This is a genomic window from Streptomyces sp. NPDC032161, from assembly GCF_040636995.1.
Classification (GTDB): Bacteria; Actinomycetota; Actinomycetes; order Streptomycetales; family Streptomycetaceae; genus Streptomyces.
The window spans coordinates 38,001-56,739 of record NZ_JBEZVN010000030.1; the positions used below are offsets into that span (position 1 = coordinate 38,001).

17 protein-coding genes are annotated in these 18,739 nt (G+C 72.4%); 6 read left to right on the forward strand and 11 right to left on the reverse strand.

Going from position 1 to position 18,739, the window contains the following annotated elements; genetic code table 11:
- Positions 1-27 precede the first annotated feature (27 nt).
- From AB0E67_RS29820 to rsmI, 6 genes are all read right to left on the reverse strand, one after another.
- Positions 28-1,845 carry an ABC-F family ATP-binding cassette domain-containing protein gene (locus tag AB0E67_RS29820; protein WP_362032315.1) on the reverse strand — a complete coding sequence of 606 codons (1,818 nt, stop codon included), beginning with the start codon at positions 1,843-1,845 and terminating at the stop codon, positions 28-30.
- Between the two features lie 186 nt (positions 1,846-2,031).
- Positions 2,032-2,925, reverse strand: a complete 894-nt coding sequence (locus AB0E67_RS29825; protein WP_362032318.1) for a 4-(cytidine 5'-diphospho)-2-C-methyl-D-erythritol kinase — start codon at positions 2,923-2,925, stop codon at positions 2,032-2,034.
- On the reverse strand, positions 2,922-3,917 hold the full coding sequence (gene rsmA / locus AB0E67_RS29830; RefSeq protein ID WP_362032321.1) for a 16S rRNA (adenine(1518)-N(6)/adenine(1519)-N(6))-dimethyltransferase RsmA: 996 nt from the start codon (positions 3,915-3,917) through the stop codon (positions 2,922-2,924). The genes AB0E67_RS29825 and rsmA overlap by 4 nt, the downstream gene beginning before the upstream one ends.
- A gap of 92 nt (positions 3,918-4,009) precedes the next feature.
- Positions 4,010-4,876, reverse strand: coding sequence for a TatD family hydrolase (locus tag AB0E67_RS29835; RefSeq protein WP_362032324.1), 867 nt, complete (start codon positions 4,874-4,876; stop codon positions 4,010-4,012).
- A 166-nt stretch (positions 4,877-5,042) separates the two neighbouring features.
- Positions 5,043-5,438 (reverse strand): hypothetical protein, encoded by a 396-nt coding sequence (locus AB0E67_RS29840; RefSeq protein WP_362032326.1) that lies wholly within the window; start codon positions 5,436-5,438, stop codon positions 5,043-5,045.
- Positions 5,439-5,596: 158 nt separating this feature from the next.
- The gene (gene rsmI, locus AB0E67_RS29845; protein WP_351518949.1) at positions 5,597-6,484 is read right to left on the reverse strand and encodes a 16S rRNA (cytidine(1402)-2'-O)-methyltransferase; all 888 of its coding nucleotides are present in this window, start codon (positions 6,482-6,484) and stop codon (positions 5,597-5,599) included.
- Between the two features lie 325 nt (positions 6,485-6,809).
- Here rsmI and AB0E67_RS29850 point away from each other — a divergent pair, with 325 nt between their 5' ends.
- The 5 genes from AB0E67_RS29850 (at position 6,810) to AB0E67_RS29870 (ending at position 12,882) form a co-directional block, all read left to right on the forward strand.
- Positions 6,810-8,666 carry a phospholipid carrier-dependent glycosyltransferase gene (locus tag AB0E67_RS29850; protein ID WP_362032329.1) on the forward strand — a complete coding sequence of 619 codons (1,857 nt, stop codon included), beginning with the start codon at positions 6,810-6,812 and terminating at the stop codon, positions 8,664-8,666.
- A gap of 294 nt (positions 8,667-8,960) precedes the next feature.
- Positions 8,961-10,595 (forward strand): penicillin-binding transpeptidase domain-containing protein, encoded by a 1,635-nt coding sequence (locus AB0E67_RS29855; RefSeq protein WP_362032332.1) that lies wholly within the window; start codon positions 8,961-8,963, stop codon positions 10,593-10,595.
- Positions 10,596-10,754: 159 nt separating this feature from the next.
- Positions 10,755-11,252 (forward strand): YbaK/EbsC family protein, encoded by a 498-nt coding sequence (locus AB0E67_RS29860; RefSeq protein WP_362032335.1) that lies wholly within the window; start codon positions 10,755-10,757, stop codon positions 11,250-11,252.
- A complete protein-coding gene (locus AB0E67_RS29865; protein ID WP_362032338.1) occupies positions 11,249-12,100 on the forward strand; it encodes a DMT family transporter in 852 nt (283 codons plus the stop codon). Before AB0E67_RS29860 ends, AB0E67_RS29865 begins: the two co-directional genes overlap by 4 nt.
- Before the next feature lie 194 nt (positions 12,101-12,294).
- Complete coding sequence (locus tag AB0E67_RS29870) at positions 12,295-12,882, forward strand: RICIN domain-containing protein (protein WP_362032341.1); 588 nt, start codon at positions 12,295-12,297, stop codon at positions 12,880-12,882.
- Positions 12,883-13,055: 173 nt separating this feature from the next.
- On the opposite strand, the gene AB0E67_RS29875 is transcribed toward AB0E67_RS29870, so the two are convergent.
- The 5 genes from AB0E67_RS29875 to AB0E67_RS29895 form a co-directional block, all read right to left on the reverse strand.
- Positions 13,056-13,898: an SDR family NAD(P)-dependent oxidoreductase gene (locus AB0E67_RS29875; RefSeq protein WP_362032344.1), complete on the reverse strand. Its 843-nt coding sequence runs from the start codon at positions 13,896-13,898 to the stop codon at positions 13,056-13,058.
- Positions 13,895-15,055 carry a serine hydrolase domain-containing protein gene (locus AB0E67_RS29880; protein ID WP_362032398.1) on the reverse strand — a complete coding sequence of 387 codons (1,161 nt, stop codon included), beginning with the start codon at positions 15,053-15,055 and terminating at the stop codon, positions 13,895-13,897. The genes AB0E67_RS29875 and AB0E67_RS29880 overlap by 4 nt, the downstream gene beginning before the upstream one ends.
- A 236-nt stretch (positions 15,056-15,291) precedes the next feature.
- Entirely contained in the window at positions 15,292-16,077 is a 786-nt protein-coding gene (locus AB0E67_RS29885; RefSeq protein WP_362032347.1) for an ABC transporter ATP-binding protein, read from the reverse strand.
- Positions 16,074-16,835, reverse strand: a complete 762-nt coding sequence (gene cbiQ, locus AB0E67_RS29890; RefSeq protein ID WP_362032350.1) for a cobalt ECF transporter T component CbiQ — start codon at positions 16,833-16,835, stop codon at positions 16,074-16,076. The genes AB0E67_RS29885 and cbiQ overlap by 4 nt, the downstream gene beginning before the upstream one ends.
- Before the next feature lies 1 nt (position 16,836).
- The gene (locus AB0E67_RS29895; protein WP_362032353.1) at positions 16,837-17,925 is read right to left on the reverse strand and encodes an energy-coupling factor ABC transporter permease; all 1,089 of its coding nucleotides are present in this window, start codon (positions 17,923-17,925) and stop codon (positions 16,837-16,839) included.
- Between the two features lie 241 nt (positions 17,926-18,166).
- On the opposite strand from AB0E67_RS29895, the gene AB0E67_RS29900 reads away from it, so the two are divergent.
- A complete protein-coding gene (locus AB0E67_RS29900; protein ID WP_362032356.1) occupies positions 18,167-18,532 on the forward strand; it encodes an SsgA family sporulation/cell division regulator in 366 nt (121 codons plus the stop codon).
- The last annotated feature ends 207 nt before the right edge of the window (positions 18,533-18,739 follow it).

The following is an 18,739-nucleotide window of genomic DNA, read 5'->3' on the forward strand; positions in this document are numbered from 1 at the left end:
ACGCGCGCCGCGGCCGGGCCCGAAGGGTCAGGCGTCCTCGGCCAGTTCCAGCCAGCGCATCTCCAACTCGTCGCGTTCCGTGACCAGTTCGCGCAGCTCCGCGTCCAGCTTCGCCACCTTCTCGAAGTCCGTGGCGTGCTCCGCGATCTGCGCGTGCAGGGCGGTCTCGCGCGTCGCCACCTTGTCGAGCTGCCGCTCCACCTTCTGCAGCTCCTTCTTGGCCGCACGGGCGGCCTGCGCGGAGAGCGTCGTGGTCGGCGCGGCCTGCTGCCCGGCCGGTTCGGGCGCGGCGGAGGGGGTCGCGGCCTCCTCCATCCGCCGTCGGCGTTCCAGGTACTCGTCGATCCCGCGCGGCAGCATCCGCATCGTGCGGTCGCCGAGCAGGGCCATCACCCGGTCCGTGGTCCGCTCGACGAAGAACCGGTCGTGCGAGATGACGACCATCGATCCGGGCCAGCCGTCGAGGAGGTCCTCCAGCTGGGTCAGGGTCTCGATGTCGAGGTCGTTGGTGGGCTCGTCGAGGAAGAGGACGTTCGGCTCGTCCATCAGCAGGCGCAGGATCTGGAGCCGTCGCCGCTCACCGCCCGAGAGGTCGCCGACCGGGGTCCACTGCTTCTCCTTCGCGAAGCCGAACTTCTCGCAGAGCTGGCCGGCCGTCATCTCCCGGCCCTTGCCCAGGTCGACCCGGTCGCGTACCTGCTGGACGGCCTCCAGCACCCGCAGGTCCGGGTCGAGTTCGTGGACCTCCTGGGAGAGGTAGGCCAGCCGGACGGTCTTGCCGACGGCGACCCGCCCGGCGGCGGGCTGGGTCTCGCCCTCGGTACGGGCCGCCTCGGCGAGCGCCCGCAGCAGCGAGGTCTTGCCCGCGCCGTTGACGCCGACCAGGCCGATCCGGTCGCCGGGGCCGAGCTGCCAGGTGAGGTGTTCGAGCAGGGTCTTGCTGCCCGCCCGTACGGTCACGTCCTCCAGGTCGAAGACGGTCTTGCCGAGCCGGGCGCTGGCGAACCTCATCAGTTCGCTGGTGTCGCGCGGCGGCGGGACGTCGGCGATGAGTTCGTTGGCCGCCTCGATGCGGTAGCGCGGCTTGGAGGTGCGGGCGGGGGCGCCGCGGCGCAGCCAGGCCAGCTCCTTGCGCATGAGGTTCTGGCGCTTGGTCTCCTCGGTCGCGGCGATCCGTTCCCGTTCGGCGCGCGCGAAGACGTAGTCGCTGTAGCCGCCCTCGTACTCGTGGACGGTGCCGCGCTGGACGTCCCACATGCGGGTGCAGACCTGGTCGAGGAACCACCGGTCGTGGGTGACACAGACGAGCGCGGAGCGGCGTGTCCGGAGATGACCGGCCAGCCAGGAGATGCCCTCGACGTCGAGGTGGTTGGTCGGCTCGTCGAGGACGATCAGGTCCTGCTCGGCGATGAGCAGCTTGGCCAGCGCGATGCGGCGCCGCTCGCCCCCGGAGAGCGGGGCGATGACGGTGTCCAGGCCGTGTTCGAAGCCCGGCAGGGCGAGTCCGCCGAAGAGGCCGGTGAGCACGTCGCGGATCTTGGCGCTGCCCGCCCACTCGTGGTCGGCGAGGTCGCCGACCACCTCGTGGCGGATGGTCGCCTGCGGGTCGAGCGAGTCGTGCTGGGTCAGCACGCCCATGCGCAGCCCGCCGCTGTGGGTGACGCGCCCGCTGTCCGCCTCCTCCAGCTTGGCGAGCATGCGGATGAGGGTCGTCTTGCCGTCGCCGTTGCGGCCCACGACACCGATCCGGTCCCCCTCGGACACACCGAGGGACACGTTGTCGAGCAGGGCACGGGTGCCGTACACCTTGCCGACCTGCTCGACGTTGATCAGATTGACGGCCATTTCGCTCCTGCCCCGGGGTTCGATCGACGTCCCAGGGTAGTCGGCCCGCAGCCGGGGCAACGCTCGGCGACCGGTCACGGGGGCGATACCCGGCCGCGGGGACGGTCACGAGCGGCCCCGGATCCGGAAGGCGGTCCCGGATCTCCGCGCTTCCCCGTGCCTCTTCGTGCCTCCCCCGCCCCGCAGTCAGACGACAGTGGCGCCCGGCGCCGGGGACACCGCGGTCCGGGCGTCGCGGCAGGTTCCCGAGGTGAGCAGCGCCTCGGCCACCTTGCGTGCCGTCTCCTCGTCCGCCACCAGGAACGCGGTGGTCGGCCCGGAGCCCGAGACCAGGGCGGCCAGGGCGCCGGCCGCGGTGCCCGCGGCGAGGGTGTCGGCCAGGGCCGGGCGCAGCGAGAGCGCGGCGGGCTGGAGGTCGTTGCCCAGGGCGCCCGCGAGGGCGGTGGTGTCCCCGGTCCGGAGCGCGTCCAGGAGCGCCGGGGACGCGACGGGGGCCGGGACGTCCGTACCGGCGGTGAGGCGGTCGAACTCGCCGTAGACGGCCGGGGTGGAGAGCCCGCCGTCGGCGACCGCGAAGACCCAGTGGAACGTGCCGCCGACCTCGATCGGGGTCAGCCGCTCGCCGCGTCCCTCGCCGAGGGCCGCGCCGCCGACCAGGCTGAACGGGACGTCGCTGCCCAGTTCCGCGCAGATGGCGAGGAGTTCGTCCCGGTCGGCGCCGGTGTTCCAGAGGGTGTCGCAGGCGAGCAGCGCGGCGGCCCCGTCGGCGCTGCCGCCCGCCATGCCGCCCGCGACGGGGATGTCCTTGGCGATGTGGATGTGCACGTCGGGCTCGATGCCGTGCCGTTCGGCCAGGGCGATCGCGGCGCGGGCGGCGAGGTTCGTCGCGTCCAGCGGGACCTTCGCGGCGTCCGGGCCCGAGCAGGTGATCCGCAGTTCATCGGCGGGGGTGACGGTGACCTCGTCGTACAGGCCGACGGCGAGGAAGACGTTGGCCAGGTCGTGGAAGCCGTCGGGGCGCGCGGCGCCGACCGCGAGCTGGACATTGACCTTGGCGGGTACGCGGACGGTGACGCTCACTCGCCACTCCCTGAAGCCGTGTTCGTGCCGCTGTCGTTCGTGCCGTTGTCGTTCGTGTCGTTGTCGTTCGTGTCCGTGTCCGCGCCCGGCCCCGAGTCCTCGCGGGGCCCGTACGCTCCCGGACCGATCCCGCCCGGCTTGTTCTCGGCGATGGCGGCGAACTCCTCGACCGTCAGCGCCTCGCCACGGGCCTGCGGCGAGATCCCGGCCGCGACCAGGGCCGCCTCGGCGGCGGACGCGGAGCCCGCCCAGCCGGCCAGGGCCGCGCGCAGCGTCTTGCGGCGCTGGGCGAAGGCCGCGTCGACGACCGCGAAGACCTCGGTCCGGCTCGCCCGCGTCGTGACGGGTTCGGCGCGGCGGACCAGCGACACCAGGCCGGAGTCCACGTTCGGGGCGGGCCAGAAGACGTTGCGGCCGATGGCCCCGGCCCGCTTGACGTCCGCGTACCAGTTGGCCTTGACCGACGGCACGCCGTAGACCTTGTTGCCCGGCCGGGCGGCCAGCCGGTCGGCGACCTCGGCCTGGACCATGACGAGCGTCCGCTCGATGGACGGGAACCGTTCCAGCATGGTCAGCAGCACCGGCACGGCGACGTTGTACGGAAGGTTCGCGACCAGCGCGGTCGGGGCCGGGCCCGGCAGTTCCCGGACCAGCATCGCGTCGGAGTGCACCAGGGCGAACCGGTCGGCGCGTTCCGGCATCCGGGCCGCGACCGTGGTCGGCAGGGCCGCCGCCAGCACGTCGTCGATCTCGACGGCGACCACCCGGTCCGCCGCCTCCAGCAGCGCCAGGGTCAGCGAACCGAGACCCGGGCCGACCTCGACGACGACGTCGTCCGGGCGGACCTCCGCCGTGCGCACGATCCGGCGGACCGTGTTGGCGTCGATGACGAAGTTCTGACCGCGCTGCTTCGTCGGGCGCACGCCCAGCGCGGCGGCCAGCTCGCGGATGTCTGCGGGGCCCAGGAGGGCATCGGGCTCTGTGGTGCTCACCCGGTAAGCGTACGGCCGTGCGGGAGGGGACTCGTCCCCGCGCGTGCCCGGCGCCCGCGCGGGGAGGCACCGCCGGTGGCGGCCGACGGCCCTCAGTAGTCGAAGGCGCGGGCGGTGTTGTCGGCGACGGCCTCGGCCAGGGTGTCCTCGTCCAGCCCCTTCACCTCCGCCATGGCCCGCAGCGTGACCGGGATGAGGTACGGGGCGTTGGGCCGCCCCCGGTAGGGCGCGGGCGTCAGGAACGGCGCATCCGTCTCGACCAGGATCAGCTCCGTCGGGGCGACCGCGAGCGCGTCGCGCAGCGGCCGGGCGTTCTTGAAGGTGACGTTCCCGGCGAAGGACATGAAGTACCCGGCGTCCGCGCAGATCCGGGCCATGTCGGCGTCGCCGGAGTAGCAGTGGAACACGGTCCGCTCGGGCGCGCCCGCGTCGGCCAGGACGCGCAGCACGTCCGCGTGCGCCTCGCGGTCGTGGATGACGAGCGCCTTGCCGTGCCGTTTGGCGATCTCGATGTGGGCCCGGAACGACTCCTCCTGCGCGGCCATGCCCTCGGGACCGGTACGGAAGCGGTCGAGGCCGGTCTCGCCGACACCGCGTACGTGGTCGAGCGCGGCCAGTGCGTCGATCTCGGCCAGCGCCTCGTGCAGGGCTGCCGTCCCGCCCGCCTCACGCGCCCCCTGGCGCGACCGGCCGTCGGGATCGCCGTGCACGATGCGCGGCGCCTCGTTGGGGTGCAGGGCGACCGCCGCGTGCACGTTCGGGTGCGCGGCGGCGGTCTCGGCGGCCCACCGCGAGCCGGCGACGTCACAGCCCACCTGGATCACGGTGGTCACGTTGACCGCGGCGGCCCTGGCCAGGCCCTCCTCCACGGTCGCGTCCTGCATGTCCAGGTGGGTGTGCGAATCGGCGACCGGTACCCGGAGGGGCTCGGGCAACGGCGGGGCTTCGGAGCGGCTCATGCCGACGATCGTACGAGGGTCCTACGACGGCTCCCCGTACCAGCTCCCCGTACCCGGGCGATCACGCCCGGCACCTGATGCCGCATGTCCGGCCGCGTCCGGCCGCTTCCGGTGGAACGCCGGTCACTTCTGGTGGAACGCCGGTCACTTCCGGCGGGAACTCCGGTCACTTCCGGTGGAACGGATGCAGCAGCTTGGACAGCTGCCAGTGGTGCCGCTCGCCCTTGGGCGCTTCGATGGCACCCCCGGCGCCGATGGGGCCCGCCGGGGCGACGAGGCCCCGCGACGCGAGCCGGTCCGACCGGGAGTGGCCCAGCAGCTGTTCGACGGTCGACACCCGTCCGGCCCGCATGATCCGGACGACGTGACCGCCGCAGTTCGCGCAGGTGGGCCTGGAGAGCGGCGAGGGAACTCGCTCTCCGTCCGCCTTGTAGATGATGAAGGGTTTGCCGGAACCGTCGACGTGATGCTCTATCTCGTAGGACTGTTCCCAGCCGTACCCGCACCTCATGCAAGCGAAGGCGTACGCCTCGTGCACGGTGGTTGCCGCGATCTCGCTCATGCCTGCTCCTTTGTCCTCCGGACCGGCACTCCGGGGAGTGGGTCCCCGGTCCAGTGGACGCCCGTACCGGCGGGAGCGCATCAGGCCCTGTCGAGTGTTGGAGCGGTTTTGGCCTTCTCATGGCAGAAAAGCCCGGTGCGCGGCTCGCGCTTTGCTTTTTACGATAGTCCTTTGCCTTCCGCAGGGCCGGTTCGCGCCGCGTTCTTTGCCGCTACGACGGCGTCGAAGACCTCGCGTTTGGGCAGTCCCGCCTCCGCGGCGACGGCGGCGATGGCTTCCTTGCGTCGCTCCCCCGCCTCCTCGCGCACCCGCACCCTGCGTACCAGCTCCTCGGCGTCCAATTCCTCGGGTCCGGTGTCGGCCGCGCCCTCGACGACGACGGTGATCTCGCCGCGCACCCCTTCGGCCGCCCAGGCCGCCAGATCGCCCAGCGGGCCGCGCTTCACTTCCTCGTAGGTCTTGGTCAGCTCCCGGCACACGGCGGCCCGGCGGTCGGCGCCGAAGACCTCGGCCATCGCCGCGAGGGTGTCGTCGAGCCGGTGCGGGGCCTCGAAGAAGACCATGGTGCGGCGCTCGGCGGCGACCTCGCGGAGCCTGCCGAGCCGTTCGCCCGCCTTGCGCGGCAGGAAGCCCTCGAAGCAGAAGCGGTCGACGGGCAGGGCGGACAGGGCGAGCGCGGTGAGCACCGCGGACGGGCCGGGTACGGCGGTGACCCTGATGCCGTGCTCCACGGCGGCGGCCACGAGCCGGTAGCCGGGGTCGGAGACGGACGGCATCCCGGCGTCCGTGACCAGCAGGACGCGGGCGCCGCCGGTCAGGGCCTCGACGAGTTCCGGGGTACGGGCCGACTCGTTGCCCTCGAAGTAGGAGACGACCCGGCCCGTGGTGTGGATGCCGAGCGCCTGGGTGAGGCGGCGCAGCCGGCGGGTGTCCTCGGCGGCGACGACGTCGGCCGACTCCAGTTCCGCGGCGAGGCGCGGCGGGGCGTCCGCCACGTCGCCGATGGGGGTTCCCGCGAGCACCAGCGTTCCGGTCGTGCCCGCCATGGCAGTCGTTCCATTCGTTCCGGTCGTTCCAGTCACATGGGCCATCCTCCCAGGACCACCGGGACCGCAGAGACCGCAGGACCCGCAGGGACCACAGGGACCACAGGGACCACCAGGGACCACCAGGGACCACCAGGGACCACCAGGGACCACCAGGGACCACCAGGGCTCCGGTGACTGCGGGGGCCCTGGCCCCGTAACCCGCGGGGACTCCCGGGGACTTCCGGGCCCCCTGGGACTCCCGCGCCGGATGACGCGGGGCGGATGACGACGCCCGAACGGACGCGTCCCCTGCGTCGGCGCGGCGGTTCCCTACGATGGCGCGGTGACGAGTACTGCGCCCGACGCCCGGCCGGGCCAAGACGCCGGACATCCGCACGGCGAGGAACCGCCCTCCTGGCAGCGACGGCTACGCCGCTTCGGCCATGTGCCCCGGCCCGGGATCGGGCTGCGTGAGCGGCTGGTCCCCCCGTACACGCGGCCCGGTGCCCAGCTGTGGGCGGTGCTCGGGATCTCCCCGGCCATGGCCGGGCGACTGGTGCGGTGGTCCGCGTGGGGCGGTCCGCTGCTGGTGGCGCTGGTCGCCGGGGTGCTGCGGTTCTGGAGGCTGGGCAGCCCGCACGCGCTGATATTCGACGAGACGTACTACGCCAAGGACTCCTGGGCGCTGATCAACCAGGGGTACGAGGGCGACTGGCCCAAGAACATCGACAAGCTGATCCTGGAAGACCCGTCCAAGGTGACCGTCCCGGTGGACCCGGGCTATGTGGTGCATCCGCCGGTCGGCAAGTGGATCATCGGGTTGGGCGAGCAGCTCTTCGGCTTCACGCCGTTCGGCTGGCGGTTCATGGTGGCGGTGCTCGGCACGCTGTCGGTGCTGATGCTGTGCCGGATCGGGCGGCGGCTGTTCCGTTCGACGTTCCTGGGATGCCTGGCCGGGACGCTGCTCGCGTTCGACGGTCTGCACTTCGTGATGAGCCGCACCGCGCTGCTCGACCTGGTGCTGATGTTCTTCGTGGTGGCCGCGTTCGGGGCGTTGCTGATCGACCGGGACCGGTCGCGGCGCAGGCTCGCCGACGCGCTGCCGGTGGACGAGGAGGGGGTGCTGCGGCCCGACGTGGACGTGGCGGAGCATCTGCGGCTCGGATGGCGCCCCTGGCGGATCGCCGCCGGTGTGCTGCTGGGGCTGGCCTTCGCCACCAAGTGGAACGGTCTCTACATCCTGGCCGCGTTCGGTCTGATGACGGTGCTGTGGGACGTGGGCGCGCGGCGGACGGCGGGCGCGATCCGCCCGTACACGGCGGTGCTGAAGCGGGACCTGCTGCCGGCGTTCGTCTCGACGGTCCCGGTCGCGGTCCTCACGTATGTCGTCTCCTGGACGGGGTGGATCGTCACCGGCAAGGGCTACTACCGCGACTGGGCACAGACCGACGGCAAGGGCGGCGCCTGGACCTGGCTGCCGGACTGGCTGCGCGGCCTGTGGCACTACGAGCACCAGGTCTACGAGTTCCACGTGAACCTGACCTCCGGCCACACCTACGAGTCCAACCCGTGGAGCTGGATCGTGCTCGGCCGGCCCGTGTCGTACTTCTGGGCGGAGCAGCCGGGCTGCGCGGAATCGGCGACCGGCAAGTGCTCCCGCGAGGTGCTCGCCATCGGGACGCCGCTGCTGTGGTGGGCCGCGTGCTTCGCCCTGGTGTACGTGCTGTGGCGGTGGATCTTCCGGCGCGACTGGCGGGCGGGCGCGATCGCCTGCGGCGTGGCGGCGGGCTGGCTGCCCTGGTTCCTCTACCAGGAGCGGACGATCTTCCTCTTCTACGCGGTCGTGTTCGTGCCGTTCCTGTGTCTGGCGGTGGCGATGATGATCGGCGCGATGCTGGGCCCGGGGACGAGTGCGGTTGCTACGGGCACGGGCACTGCGGGGACGGGCACGGGCAAGGGCGGCGGAACTTGTGCGGGCCGGGAGACCGGTGCGGAAGCGGGCCTCGGACCGACGTGGGAGACCGGCCCGCCGAGCGGTGATGTGTCGAGCGATCGGCGCCGGACGCTGGGGGCGGTCGCGGCGGGCGTGCTGGTGCTGCTGATCATCTGGAACTTCATCTACTTCTGGCCGATCTACACCGGCACCCCGATCCCGGACGACGCCTGGCGCGAACGGATGTGGCTGGACACCTGGATCTGACGAGCCCACCCGGATCCGACGAGCACGCCGCCCCGGTCCGACCAGCACGCCCTCGAATCGGGAGGACACCCGGACCCGACCGGCACGTCTCGCGGATCCGGCCACCACCCCCCGCCGCCCGGATCCGACCGACGTGTCCCGGCACGTCCCGATGCGTTCAGGCCACACATATCCCGTTCCGATAACGGTGGTCCCGGTTGTCGGCGGTGTCCCGTAGGGTGCCCAGCGGCATCCGCTTGAACGCGTTCACTTGTACGCGTTCAGGGGGGAACTCCTGGGGAGGGGACTGCAAGGATGCGCAGTGGAGCGAAGGTGGCGATCGTCGGCGGTGTGTTCGCGGTCGTGGCCGGTGGGGTGGGCTACGGGGCGTACAACGTCCTGAGCACGCTGAACGACGCCGACGGCAAATCGGGCACGGGGACCACTTCCGCCGAGGTGCGGACGGGGCCGGTCACCAAGGCGGAGATCGACGACGTGTCGAAGAGGTTCCTCGACGCCTGGGCGAACGGTGACACGACCGTCGCGTCGCAGCTCACCAACAACGCGACCGAGGCCGAACCGGTCCTCGCCGGCTACCGGGACGAGGCCCACGTCAGCCGGGCGGTGATCACCCCGGGCGCGGCCGTCGGTACGAAGGTGCCGTACACGGTGAAGGCGACCGTGTCGTTCGGCGGGAAGTCGAAGCCCTGGTCGTACGCGTCCGAACTGACCGTGGTGCGCGGTCAGACCACCGGCAGGCCGCTGGTCGACTGGAAGCCCGCCGTGATCCACCCGGAGCTGACGGCCGGTGCATCGTTGAAGACCAAGGAGGCGTCGTCGCCGTCGATCGAGGCGGTGGACCACAACGGCAAGGTGCTCACCAGGGAGAAGTACCCCTCCCTGGGCCCGGTCCTGGACACGTTGCGCGAGAAGTACGGGGAGAAGGCGGGCGGCACCGCGGGCATCGAGACCGTGATCGAGAGCGCGGAAGCGGGCGGCCCGGACAAGACCCTCGTCACCCTCAGCGAGGGCAGACCGGGCAGGCTGCAGACCACGCTGGACGCGAACGCCCAGGCGGCGGCCGAGACCGCGGTGAAGAAGTACAACCAGGCGTCGGTGGTCGCGATCAGGCCGTCCACGGGTGCGATACGGGCGGTCGCCAACAACCCGGCCGACGGGTTCAACGCGGCGTTCCTCGGCAAGCAGGCGCCCGGTTCGACGATGAAGATCGTGACCGCGGCGACGCTGATCGAGAAGGGGCTCACCTCGGCGAACCAGAAGATCGAGTGCCCGCCCACCGCGATGTACATGGGCCGCACCTTCAAGAACCTGGACGACTTCTCCATCCCGGACGGCACCCTGACGACGAGTTTCGCCCGGTCCTGCAACACCGCCTTCATCAAGCTGATCGACGACACGAAGGACGACGCGGCGCTCGCCAAGGAGGCCCGTGACGTCTTCGGGATCGGCCTGGACTGGCAGACGGGTGTGGCCACCTTCGACGGCAGCGTGCCGGAGGCCACCGGGGGCGAGGCCGCCGCCCAGTACATCGGCCAGGGCACGATCCAGATGAACGCCCTGAACGTCGCGTCCATCACCGCCACCGCGAAGAACGGCACCTTCCACCAGCCGATCATCGTCGACCCGGACCTCGACGGCCGCCCCATCGCCAGGGCCGCCCGTTCGTTGTCCCCGTCCGTGTCCCAGCAGCTCACCAACATGATGCGGCAGACCGCGAGTTGGGGCACGGGCAAGGACGCGATGGCCTCGGTCGGCGGCGACAAGGGGGCGAAGACGGGTTCGGCGGAGGTGGACGGCCAGGCCACGTCCAACAGTTGGTTCACCGGCTTCAGCAACGACCTGGCCGCCGCCGCGGTCGTCCAGTCCGGCGGCCACGGCGGCGACGCGGCGGGCCCGGTGGTCGCGGCGGTCCTCCGCGCGGGTTCATAGAGCGGGAGTGCTCCGGGCGGCCCGGTGGGGCCGCGGTCGGGATGGGACACCGGGCGGCCACCGCTCACACGCGTCGGCCGCCGACCGGGCTCGTATAGCGGCACGAGCTTTCGATCCCGCCGCCACGGGCCCGGCGCGGCCTTCGGTAGCGTGCGGGGTATGAACTCCTCCGCCGCCGCCCCGTCCGACGCCCACCCCCGATTCGCCGAGGCCCTGCGGGAGCTGGGGCTCGATGTCGAGGTACGTCGGTTCCCGGAGGCCACTCGTACCGCCGCCGAGGCCGCCGCCGCGATCGGCTGCGCGCTGTCCGAGATCGTCAAGTCGCTGGTCTTCGAGGCGGACGGCGTGCCGGTGCTGGTCCTCATGGACGGCGCCTCGCGCGTCGATGTCGAGCTGGTGCGGGCCGAGTTGGAGGCGGGGAAGGTCAAGCGGGCCGGGGCGGACCTGGTCCGGGAGACGACCGGGTACGCGATCGGGGGCGTACCGCCCTTCGGGCACCGTACGAGGACCCGGGTCCTGGCCGACCGGGGGCTGCTGGAGCACGCGGTGGTGTGGGCGGCGGCGGGCACCCCGCACACGGTGTTCCCTCTCGGCCCCGAGGAGCTGATCGCGCACGCCGGCGGAACGGTCGTGGACGTGCGCGAGAAGTCCGCGTGACACCGCTGGTCGCCCTGGCCGTACTCGTCGCCGCGGTCACCCACGCCAGCTGGAACGCCATCGCACACGCGATCGAGGACAAGCTCGTCTCCTTCACCCTGATCTCCGGGGGCGCGCTGCTGATCAGCGCGGCGGCGGCCTGCTTCGTCCCGTTCCCGGCCGCCGGTGCCTGGCCGTACCTCGCGGTCTCGGCCGCTCTGCACGTGGTGTACATGCTGCTGCTGATGCGCTCGTTCACATTGGGCGACTTCGGGCAGATGTATCCGATCGCCCGGGGCACGGCCCCGCTGGTGGTGACCGTCCTCGCCGCCGTCTTCGTCGGCGAACGCCCGGACGCCTGGGTTGCCGCGGGGGTCGCGGTGGCTTCGACGGGGCTGGTGGGGCTGGCCCTCTGGGGCATCCGCGGGTCCGGCAGGCGACCCGACTGGCCGGCGCTGGGCGCCGCCGTCGCGACCGGCCTGGCCATCGCCGGGTACACCACGGTCGACGGGGTCGGGGTGCGGGCCGCGGGCACCCCGCTGGGCTACATCGTCTGGCTGATGATCCTGGAGGGCCTGGCCATCCCGGCGTACGCCCTGTGCCGGCGGCGGGGCGCGCTCATGGCGCAGCTGCGCCCGTACGCCGCTCGCGGACTGCTGGGTGCGGCGCTCTCGATGGCCGCGTACGGCCTCGTCCTGTGGGCGCAGACCCGGGCGGCACTGGCCCCGGTCGCGGCGCTCCGGGAGTCGTCGATCATCGTCGGCGCGGCCATGGGGACGCTGTTCTTCAAGGAACGGTTCGGCGCGCCGCGCCTGGCGGCGGCGGGGCTGATGGTCGTCGGCATCGGGCTGATGCTCCACACGAGTTGAACCGACGCGGGAAGGGGGTGGCCCCGGCGGGGTGGGCCTCCGACGGGATGGGCCGCCAATGGGGTGAAAGGGGGCGCACCCGCCCCGCGCCCCCGTCTCCGCGGGGGTGGTGGCTGCTTGGATTCCCAGGTCTCCGCCCGCGCGCACCGCTCAGCACCGGACGCGCACTCCCCAGCACCGAAAGGGACACCGCCATGCCCAAGCGCTCTCACCCCGCCAGGGTTCTCGCCGCTGCCGTACTGGCTGTGGCCGGCCTCGCCGCCTCCGGTCAGACACCGGTCTCCGCGGCGCCCGCCCCCGGCCAGGACCTGATCAACAAGATGGACGGGAGCCGCCTGGCACTGCTCAACAACAGCACCGCCGAGGGCGCCACCGGCATCACCCTGCGCGACCCCGCGTGGAAGTACAGCACCGAGCGGTGGGAGATCGACCTCTCCGCCTGGCAGGCGGACGCCCCTCACACCTACACCGCCACGCTGCGGAACGAGGCCGCGAACAAGTGCCTCCAGCCCGCTGCCGCGACGCCCCAGCGGGGGACCACGGTCGTCGTCCGGACCTGTGACGGGTCGCGGCTGCAGAAGTGGAGCCTGTACCCGGAGAGGGTCGGCGACAGTTACACGGGCTGGTGGATCTACCGCCCGATGGTGGACAAGAAGCTCGCGCTCAGCCTGAACAGGTACAACGACGGCAGCTGGGACAGCCTCTACCTGAACATCGCCCAGCCCAGCTCCGACCGGCTGTGGCGCAGGACCGCCGACGACACCCCGCTGGCCAACGGCTGACCCGTCGGCCAACGGCTGACCCGTCGGCCGGCGGTTGGCCCACCAGTCGGCGGTTGGCCCGTCGCCCGGCGGCCGACCGTCCGCACGCCCCGTCGGTGCCCGTCGCCGCGTGGATCGCACGATGCCCGCCCCGCCGTACGACACGATGGGGCGGGCATCGTGCGATCACCCCGCTACTCCCCCGAAATCGCCTTCCGGAAGCCGTAGTTGACAGCGGTCAGTCCGCCGTCCACCCGGAGCGTCGTCCCCGTGATCCAGGCCGCGTCACGGGAGGCGAGGAACGCGACGGCGGACGCGATGTCCTCCGGCTCGCCGACCCGGCCGAGCGGGTAGAGGCCGCCGGCCCGGGCCAGTTCGGCGTCCTTGCCCGCCCAGGCGTCGGTGCGGACCGTGCCGGGGGCGACCAGGTTGACACGCACGCCGCGCGGTCCCGCGTGGCCCGCCAGGGTACGGGTCAGGCTGGCCAGGCCCGCCTTCGCGGCGCTGTAGCCGTGATTGCCGAAGTCCTGTTCGCCGTTGACCGAGCCGATGTTGACGATCGCGCCCCGCCCGGAGGCCACCAGGTGCGGGAGGGCGGCGCGGGCGCAGCGGTACGGGCCGGTGAGCGTGATGTCCAGGTCGCGCTGCCAGGACTCGTCGGGCGCGTCCTCGAAGAGCGGGGTGTCGGCGGTGCACGCGTACGCGTTGTTCACCAGCACGTCGAGGGAGCCGAACGCGGCGACCGCGTGCGCGACCGCGGCCTCGACCGCCGCCCGGTCGGCCACGTCGCAGGGCAGCGCCTCGGCCGTCGCGCCCGTGGTCCGTATGGCGGCGGCGGTGCGTTCGGCGCGGTCGCCGTCCAGGTCGGTGACCAGGACCCGGGCACCCTCGGAGGCCAGGCGGCGGGCCGTGGCCGCGCCGATGCCCTGGCCCGCTCCGGTGATGAGCACGCCGTATCCCTCGAACCGTGAACCGGCCCGAGGGGAAGGGGCGTCGGTGCGGACGGCTGGGGAATCGGAGGAAGCAGCAGGAGTCATAGCGCCGACCGTACTGCCCTGATCAGTGCCTGGGCACGGGGATCGGCGGTGACTCCCTTCTGCAGACCGTTCGTCACATAGCCGAAGGCGATGCCGGATTCGGGGTCGGCGAAGCCCAGCGATCCGCCCCGGCCGGGGTGCCCGAAGGAGCCGGGGGCCAGCAGCGGGGCGGCCGGTCCGTGCAGCATGTAGCCCAGCCCGAAACGGGTGTTGACGACCAGGACCCGGTCCGGTCCGGCCGACTCCTCGGTACGGGCGAGGGTGAGCGTGGCGGGGGCGAACAGCCGGTGCCCGTCGACCGGGCCGATCATCGCGGCGTAGCAGCGGGCCAGGGCACGGGCGGTGGCGATGCCGTTGGAGGCGGGGAGTTCGGCCGTCCGGTAGCCGGGGTCGTTCTCGTCGGGCAGCGGGTCGATGGCCCCGAAGGCTCGGCGGGTGAGGGACAGCGGGTCGCGGTACGCCTCGGCGACGGACCGCTTGGGACGCAGCCGCAGGGTGCCGCCGTCCCGTCCGTCCGGAGTCTCGACGGGACCGATCCGTCCCACCCGGTGCGCCTCGTCGGCCGGGAGGCCGAACCAGAAGTCCAGGCCGAGCGGGCGGGCGATCTCCTCGGCGATCCAGCGGCCGACGGTGCGCCCGGTGACCCTGCGCACCAGTTCACCGATGAGGAAGCTGTAGGTCTGGGCGTGGTAGCCGTGTCCGGTGCCGGGCTCCCACTGGGGACACTGGACGGCGACGGCCTGCGGCCCGGAGATCCCGTCGGTGGCCTCGGAGGGGGTCAACGGGCAGTCGAGGGCGGGGATGCCGGCCCGGTGCGCGAGCAGGTGGCGGACCGGGACGCGTTCCTTGCCGCCGGCCTTGAACTCCGGCCAGTACGTGCCGACCGGGGCGTCGAGGTCGAGCTGGCCGCGCTGGTGCAGCAGCAGCGGTACGGCGGAGGCGATGCCCTTGCCCGCGGAGCGGACGATCTGGACGGTGTCCACGGCCCACGGTTCGGTGCCGTCGACGTCTCTCGTACCGGCCCACAGGTCGACGACCTTGCGGCCGTCCCGGTAGACCGTGACGGCCGCGCCGCGTTCGCCGCGCTGCTCGAAGTTGCGGACGAAGGCGTCCCGGACCGGTTCGAATCCGGCCGCCACCGTGCCGCGTACGTCCACGCCTGCTCCTGCGCTCCCGCTCCCGCTCATCCCTCCATGGTGCATCCCTCCGGGGGCCGGACGGGTGGCGGGTCACCCGAAGTTCACGGACGGATTCGCGGGCGGGTTCGCGGTCGGATCCACGGGCGGGTTCGTGGACGGGTCCACGGGCGGGTTCGCGGTCGGATCCGCGGACAGGCGCACGGACGGATCCGCCGGAAGCCGGCGGAAGGGCCGGCCCGCGCGGGCCGGAACGCTCAACGCCGCGTGGTGTCCACGGTGACGGAACGCGGATCGAAGCCGAAGGGCAGCTCCAGGCGGTGGGCGCGCATCAGCTCCTCGTCGCAGAGCAGGTCCTGGGTGCGGTCGTCGGCGGCGATGACGCCCTCGCTCAGGATCACCGAGCGCGGGCAGAGTTCCAGTGCGTACGGCAGGTCGTGCGTGACCATGAGCACGGTGACGTCCAGGGACCTCAGGATGTCGGCCAGTTCGCGCCGCGAGGCCGGGTCCAGGTTGGACGACGGCTCGTCCAGGACGAGGATCTCCGGCCGCATGGCGAGGACGGTGGCGACGGCGACGCGGCGGCGCTGCCCGAAGGAGAGGTGGTGCGGCGGGCGGTCCGCGTACGCCTCCATGCCGACCCGCTTCAGCGCCTCGGTGACGCGTTCCTCCAGTTCGGCGCCGCGCAGCCCGGAGGAAGCGGGTCCGAAGGCCACGTCCTCGCGGACGGTGGGCATGAAGAGCTGGTCGTCGGGGTCCTGGAAGACGATGCCGACGCGGCGGCGGATCTCCGCGAGGTTGCGCTTCTCCACGGGGAGCCCGGCGACGCGGACGCTGCCCGCACCTGCGTCGAGGATGCCGTTGAGGTGGAGGACGAGGGTGGTCTTGCCGGCCCCGTTCGGGCCGAGCAGCGCGACGCGCTCGCCCCGGCCGACGGTGAGGTTCACCCCGAAGAGGGCCTGGTGACCGTCGGGGTAGGCGTACGCGAGACCGCTGACCTCCAGCGAGGGCGCGGCGGCGGACGTGGACGTGGGCGTGCTCATACGGTCCATCCCAGCAGACACACGACGAGGGCGAGGACGGGGAGGGCGGCGGCGTGCGCCCACTGGGTCCGGGAGGCCGTCACCTCGTCGATGACCGGCATGGAACCGGCGTAGCCGCGGCTGACCATGGCGAGGTGGACGCGTTCGCCGCGCTCGTACGACCGGATGAAGAGCGCGCCGGCCGACTTGGCCAGGACACCCCATTGGCGTATCCCGCGTGCCTCGAAACCGCGCGAGCGGCGGGCGATCGACATCCGGCGCATCTCGTCGGTGATCACATCGCCGTAGCGGATCATGAAGGACGCGATCTGGACGAGGAGCGGGGGCAGCCTGAGCCGCTGGAGGCCGAGCAGCAGCGACCGCAGTTCGGTGGTGGAGGCGAGGAGCACGGAGGCGGCGACGCCGAGGGTGCCCTTGGCGAGGACGTTCCAGGCGCCCCAGAGGCCGGGAACGCTGACCGAGAGGCCGAGCACCTGGGTCTGTTCTCCGGGCACCACGAACGGCATGAGCAGCGCGAACGCGACGAACGGCACCTCGATGAGCAGCCGCTTGAGCAGGAATCCGGCGGGGATCCGGGCCAGGACGGTGACCGCGCCGAGCAGTACGGCGTACAGCGCGAACGCCCACATCGCCCCGCGCGGTGTCGAGACGACGACCACGACGAAGCAGAGGGCGGCGGCGAGCTTGCAGTGCGGCGGCAGCTCGTGGACCGGCGAGCGGCCGGGCCGGTAGAGCCGGTGCGCGTGGCCGGCGCCCATGTCAGGCGTCTTCCCCGCCGCGCGCGCTGTCGGCGGTCGCGGCACCGGTGGTCGCGTCCGGGGTGCGACGGCGGCGGATCACGTAGAAGACCCCGCTGCCCACCACGACCGTGGCACCGACGCCGATCACTCCGGCGAGACCGCCGGAGAGCCGGGCGTCGGAGACGTCCTTGACGCCGTAGTCGGCGAGCGGGGAGTCCTTGGCGGCGTGTTCCTCGGTCTTCTTGTCGATGCCCTGGTCGGCGGCGACCTTCTCCAGGCCGTCGGGGGACGAGGAGGCGTAGAAGGAGACGAAGCCCGCCAGGACGAGGGCGGTGACCAGGCCGACGGCCCAGAAGCCCCGGTTGGAACGGGCGGCGACCGGGGCGACGGGCTGCCGGGCGGGGGCGTCGACGAGTTCGCCGTCGACCCGGAGCTTGAGCGGGGCGGCGAGTCCGCGGGCCCCGTGCACCAGGTCGGGGCGCACGGCGAGGACGGCGCCGACGGTCAGCGCGGTGATCACGGCCTCGCCGACACCGATCAGCACATGGACGCCGCCCATCGCGGTGAAGACCTTGCCGATCGGGATGTCCGTGGTGCCGCCGATCCAGTAGATCAGCGTGAAGGCGCAGGCCGCGGCCGGCACGGAGAGCAGAGCCGCGACGAAGGACGCGATGGTCGTGGAACGACGGGACCGCGGCAGCACACCGGTCAGCCCGCGGAAGACGGCGTACGCGACGACGGTGGTCACGATGCCCATGTCGAGCACGTTGACGCCGAGCGCGGTGAGGCCGCCGTCGGCGAACAGGATGCCCTGCATGAGCAGGACCACGGAGACGCAGAGCACCCCGGTGTACGGCCCGACGAGTATCGCGGCGAGCGCCCCGCCCAGCAGATGCCCGCTGGTGCCCGCCGCGACCGGGAAGTTCAGCATCTGCACCGCGAAGATGAACGCGGCCACGAGACCGGCCAGCGGCGCGGTGCGCTCTCCCCCGGAGGTGCCACCCAGTTCCCGTCGCGCGCCCCGCAGGCTGACGGCCACCGCGCCCGCGGCGACGACTCCGGCGACGGCGGAGACGGGTGGGTCGATGAATCCGTCGGGTACGTGCATGAAGGCTCCGCTTCCTGCGGTCCCGCGTGATCGCGGACGTCGGATGTCGTGAACCGCTCAATGATAGGACCTTGTTGCAAACCCTTCGCAAGAGCGAGTGGGCCACAGTCCGAGTGACATCCCCGACCTCGGCGCGCCCGAGAACCGGTGGATACCCCCGTACCGGGCACCCGTTCCAAGCGCTTATGGAATGAAATATGCGACATTTGATGCGGGGAAGAACACACACGAGGAGTCCGCCATGCCCCCCGTGATCCATGAACAGGCCGAAGCATGGCTCGTCAACGACACCCCCGATCTGCCGGCGGTGCCGGTGGATCTGCTGTACGACGCCGACACCGACCCCCGTAATGTCCACCTCGCCTTCCCGGGCGGCATCGACTGGTCGTTCGACCGCGAGCTGCTGGAGCGCGGCCTGAGCGGCCCCGCCGAGCGTGGCGGCGTCCGGGTGTGGCCGTGCGGACGGACGCAGCTGGTCGTGGAACGCCACACGGAGGAGGGCGTGGAGGTGGTGCAGTTCGACAACGCGCCGCTGATCCGTTTCCTGCACCGCACGGAGGACGAGAACGTCGACGACGAGGGCGTCGGCTCCCATGCCCACAGCTGAGCGACCGCCTGGCGCACCCCGTACGCACCTCCGGCACACCGGCCGACGGCCGCACGCCACGCACGGCGAAGCCCCCCGCGCCGCTCGCACGGGGGGCTTCGTCGTAAGCGTCGGCACCCCGTCCCCACGGGTGACCGGCGCATCCGGGACCGCGCGCCGCTCAGGCCCGGTCCCGGGGACTCGACGGACCGGTTCGCGGGGCCCGGC

Coding starts and splice junctions, on each gene's coding strand:
- AB0E67_RS29820 (WP_362032315.1), bottom strand. CDS start 1,845: ATGGCCGTCAATCTGATCAACGTCGAGCAGGTCGGCAAGGTGTACGGC.
- AB0E67_RS29835 (WP_362032324.1), bottom strand. CDS start 4,876: ATGAGCCGCTCCGAAGCCCCGCCGTTGCCCGAGCCCCTCCGGGTACCG.
- AB0E67_RS29840 (WP_362032326.1), bottom strand. CDS start 5,438: ATGAGCGAGATCGCGGCAACCACCGTGCACGAGGCGTACGCCTTCGCT.
- rsmI (WP_351518949.1), bottom strand. CDS start 6,484: ATGGCGGGCACGACCGGAACGCTGGTGCTCGCGGGAACCCCCATCGGC.
- AB0E67_RS29855 (WP_362032332.1), top strand. CDS start 8,961: ATGCGCAGTGGAGCGAAGGTGGCGATCGTCGGCGGTGTGTTCGCGGTC.
- AB0E67_RS29860 (WP_362032335.1), top strand. CDS start 10,755: ATGAACTCCTCCGCCGCCGCCCCGTCCGACGCCCACCCCCGATTCGCC.
- AB0E67_RS29870 (WP_362032341.1), top strand. CDS start 12,295: ATGCCCAAGCGCTCTCACCCCGCCAGGGTTCTCGCCGCTGCCGTACTG.
- AB0E67_RS29875 (WP_362032344.1), bottom strand. CDS start 13,898: ATGACTCCTGCTGCTTCCTCCGATTCCCCAGCCGTCCGCACCGACGCC.
- AB0E67_RS29885 (WP_362032347.1), bottom strand. CDS start 16,077: ATGAGCACGCCCACGTCCACGTCCGCCGCCGCGCCCTCGCTGGAGGTC.
- cbiQ (WP_362032350.1), bottom strand. CDS start 16,835: ATGGGCGCCGGCCACGCGCACCGGCTCTACCGGCCCGGCCGCTCGCCG.
- AB0E67_RS29895 (WP_362032353.1), bottom strand. CDS start 17,925: ATGCACGTACCCGACGGATTCATCGACCCACCCGTCTCCGCCGTCGCC.
- AB0E67_RS29900 (WP_362032356.1), top strand. CDS start 18,167: ATGCCCCCCGTGATCCATGAACAGGCCGAAGCATGGCTCGTCAACGAC.